Origin of the sequence: Shewanella sp. ECSMB14101, from assembly GCF_000773485.1 — a bacterium.
GTDB lineage: Bacteria > Pseudomonadota > Gammaproteobacteria > Enterobacterales > Shewanellaceae > Shewanella > Shewanella marisflavi.
Genome location: NZ_JSFF01000018.1, coordinates 1 through 243, shown reverse-complemented (window position 1 = coordinate 243; position 243 = coordinate 1). Strand labels below are relative to the sequence as shown.

At 46.1% G+C, this 243-nt stretch carries 1 tRNA gene; it reads left to right on the top strand.

The features are described from left to right. Positions 1-2: 2 nt before the first annotated feature. Positions 3-78, top strand: a tRNA-Lys gene (locus tag NY07_RS13910). The last annotated feature ends 165 nt before the right edge of the window (positions 79-243 follow it).

Genomic DNA, 243 nt, shown 5'->3' with positions numbered 1-243 from the left:
ATGGGTCGTTAGCTCAGTCGGTAGAGCAGTTGGCTTTTAACCAATTGGTCGAAGGTTCGAATCCTTCACGACCCACCACTTTTCTGACAGTGGTTAAATAGTTAGGCACCAAAGATGGGTCGTTAGCTCAGTCGCTTGCTCTTGTAAAGAGTGTAGAGAAAGGGCAGTTGGCTTTTAACCTCTGATACCGGGTTAAGTTTCATCAGTATCAATAAGATGGGTCGTTAGCTCAGTCGGTAGAGC